Raw genomic sequence first — 2,595 nt, 5'->3', positions numbered from 1 at the left:
ATTTTCAAGGTTAGGCTGGTCTAAATGCTCTAAAATTGGCAAAATCAATGAACGGGCGTAACTTCCAGATGCAATACCAGCGATTTTTTCTCTCAGTCCCAGTTGCTGTAATTTGGTCACGGTATGGTCATTGGTTCCCCCGGCTAACTGCACAAATCCGGCTAGATTGGCACAGAGGACTTTTTTGGCCATATTAATTGCCGGGTGGGTGGTTCCTTTGCCGATATCGCCGCTCATCGGTCGGCCGTCCGTCTGCCAAATCAGAGGACAGCTTAGGGGTGAAATGGTTTCTCGCAGATCGTGGAGGTAATCAATGATATATTCATCATCTTGGCAACTTATGGCCAGGATTTTTAGGTTTTTACTTACAGGTGCGATCGCTTGCCAGAGTCGAGCAAATTCCTCTCCATGACCGACTTGGGTATGAATTTCGATCGCATCTACTCCCATTTCGATAATTAAGGGGATAATTTCTTCAGGTTGACAGATACGGGATCTTGTCTCGATTATCTGCTCGGGACAAACGGGTAAGCAACGACCGCAACCATAACAGCGCTGTTCAATCACTCCTCCCCCATCAATAGCATAAGCGGGACAGATTTTTTCGCAGGGACGGGGACAATCGACCGGACAGAGTTGCGGGTTAAAGACAGCTTTGCGAAAGTGGGGATCTTCACCGTCATTGAGACTGACCATTAACCAAGGTCGTTGATTGGCAGGGAATCCGGCGATTTTGGCGGCGGTTTCCATGCCTTCGCGGGCCGCAAGGATCACGGCTCGATCGGCAGCCACATCAATACAATCGGCTCCGGCGATAGTATAGGCCAAGGCGAGGTTGCGAATCGTGGGCAAATCTTGGTAACTAGCTCCACAGATGAGCTTGAACCAGTGACCCGCCACTAAGGACTGTAAGGGAGGGGAGTTTTTATCTAGCACTTTTTCATCCTATCGCGCCCAGCCCCTAAATGTCAGCCCTGTGCTGCTCTGATTCTGACTAAAGACTGATTATTGATTCTTCTTGGACGAATGCCATCGGCCTCTACATTGAACTATAAACCCAAACGCTGCTTTTGACGGGCTTTATAGGAAGCTAACAGCCAAATAGAGCCAGAAATCAAAGAAGGAGCAAGGACAAAAAAAGTGGCCATGGTCACGGGATGTTCCCGGGCCCAGACCCAATAAATCATCACGGCAAAAATCAAGCCACAGTAAGCTAGTCCTAGAAAGGGGATGCCAATGACCAAAATGGCGAATCGAGTATCTTTATCCATAAAATATCGGGATGGCAGCGAAAATTTAGCTGATGGGTTTCGCTTACCCCTTTCTTTACTTATAATCTTCTTTCTGGGATTGCTTGGGGAAAAATAAGGTATTTTTTAGAATTAGGCGCTGATTATTGGGAGGCCTTCCTTGCCGAAACAAAGATTAGATTTATTATTAGTAGCCAAAAATCTCTGTGATTCCCGTCAACAGGCACAGCGATTAATTCGCGCTGGAGAAGTGAAAGTCAATCACCAAATCATCGATAAACCGGCCACAGAAATCGATCCAGAAGCGGCGATCGAGGTTAAGCAGAAACTGCCCTATTTGTCAAGGGGGGGCGAAAAATTAGCCAAGGCCTTAGAATTGTTTGCCATCGATGTCAGCGATCGCATTTGTTTAGATGGCGGCATTTCCACGGGGGGATTTACCGATTGTCTCTTGCAAAAAGGGGCAAAACGGGTTTATGGGGTCGATGTGGGTTATGGACAAGTGGCGTGGAGTTTACGGCAGGATGAACGGGTTATTTTACTAGAAAGAACTAATTTTCGCTATTTAACCCCAGAAAAGTTATACGGATCAGAAAAACCCGCCGATTTAGCAGTTATGGATCTGTCCTTTATTTCTTTGACCAAAGTTTTACCGACCCTGTGGACGCTATTAAATCCACCCCGAGAGGCGATTTTATTGGTCAAACCCCAATTCGAGGTGGGACGGGAAAAAGTCGGCAAAAAAGGGGTAGTTCGCGACCACCAAGACCAAGCGGGGGCGATTTTTCAGGTTTTACAGGCCGCCGCAGTCTTAGGATGGTTCTATCGGGGTTTAACTTGGTCTCCCATTACCGGACCTGCGGGTAACGTCGAGTATCTTCTCTGGTTATCCACCGATATGGGCCAAGTTAGTCCCAGTTTAGCCGCGATCGCAGAAATCACCCAAGCAGCGATCGAACAGTTTTAACCCCGGTGTTTTGTCAAGGAAGTGGGGTGTGGGGTGTGGGGTGTGGGGTGTGGGGTGTGGGGAGATGTATTCTTACATAGTTACTAATTCTGTACGCAAATATTGCATCTAGAATTAGCTTTGTACGCTTTGACCCGTACTGGGTTAACTACGAACCTCTCTATCGGATTCCCGCTAAAGGCGGCCTCTCCGACTACCTTTCTTCCAATATTTAAGGAACCATTAATATCTGCTCCCTAGAAATAACCCGACGAGCTTCTGAATAGTCCTCTTTTAATTCTCTTGCCTAAATAGCTTTTTTGCTTTTGAATAGACTCTAAGTCCAAGAAACTACATTTAGAGGTATAGCTTTCATTAGTTGTTTTGACCTCTATTCCT

Annotated in this window: 3 protein-coding genes and 1 pseudogene; 1 reads left to right on the top strand and 3 read right to left on the bottom strand. The window is 46.7% G+C overall.

Features of this window, described 5'->3' with window-relative positions; genetic code table 11:
- Together ldpA and PX484_RS04460 are read right to left on the bottom strand one after the other, a co-directional pair.
- Window positions 1-936 (bottom strand): circadian clock protein LdpA (gene ldpA / locus PX484_RS04465; RefSeq protein WP_288102997.1); only part of this gene is annotated, 936 nt, incomplete at its 3' end.
- 113 nt (window positions 937-1,049) lie between these two features.
- Window positions 1,050-1,271, bottom strand: coding sequence for a hypothetical protein (locus PX484_RS04460; RefSeq protein WP_002736250.1), 222 nt, complete (start codon window positions 1,269-1,271; stop codon window positions 1,050-1,052).
- A 139-nt stretch (window positions 1,272-1,410) separates the two neighbouring features.
- On the opposite strand from PX484_RS04460, the gene PX484_RS04455 reads away from it, so the two are divergent.
- The gene (locus tag PX484_RS04455; RefSeq protein WP_287767037.1) at window positions 1,411-2,217 is read left to right on the top strand and encodes a TlyA family RNA methyltransferase; all 807 of its coding nucleotides are present in this window, start codon (window positions 1,411-1,413) and stop codon (window positions 2,215-2,217) included.
- An 83-nt stretch (window positions 2,218-2,300) separates the two neighbouring features.
- Here PX484_RS04455 and PX484_RS04450 read toward each other — a convergent pair.
- Window positions 2,301-2,595: pseudogene (locus PX484_RS04450) on the bottom strand (RNA-guided endonuclease InsQ/TnpB family protein); the annotation flags it as partial.

It is taken from the genome of Microcystis sp. M49636_WE2 (assembly GCF_030065375.1).
Lineage (GTDB): Bacteria > Cyanobacteriota > Cyanobacteriia > Cyanobacteriales > Microcystaceae > Microcystis > Microcystis aeruginosa_C.
This window is presented reverse-complemented; position numbering and strand designations above follow the sequence as displayed.

Bases quoted from the DNA above. Each gene is read 5' to 3' on its own strand.
- PX484_RS04460 (WP_002736250.1), bottom strand. From the start codon at position 1,271: ATGGATAAAGATACTCGATTCGCCATTTTGGTCATTGGCATCCCCTTT.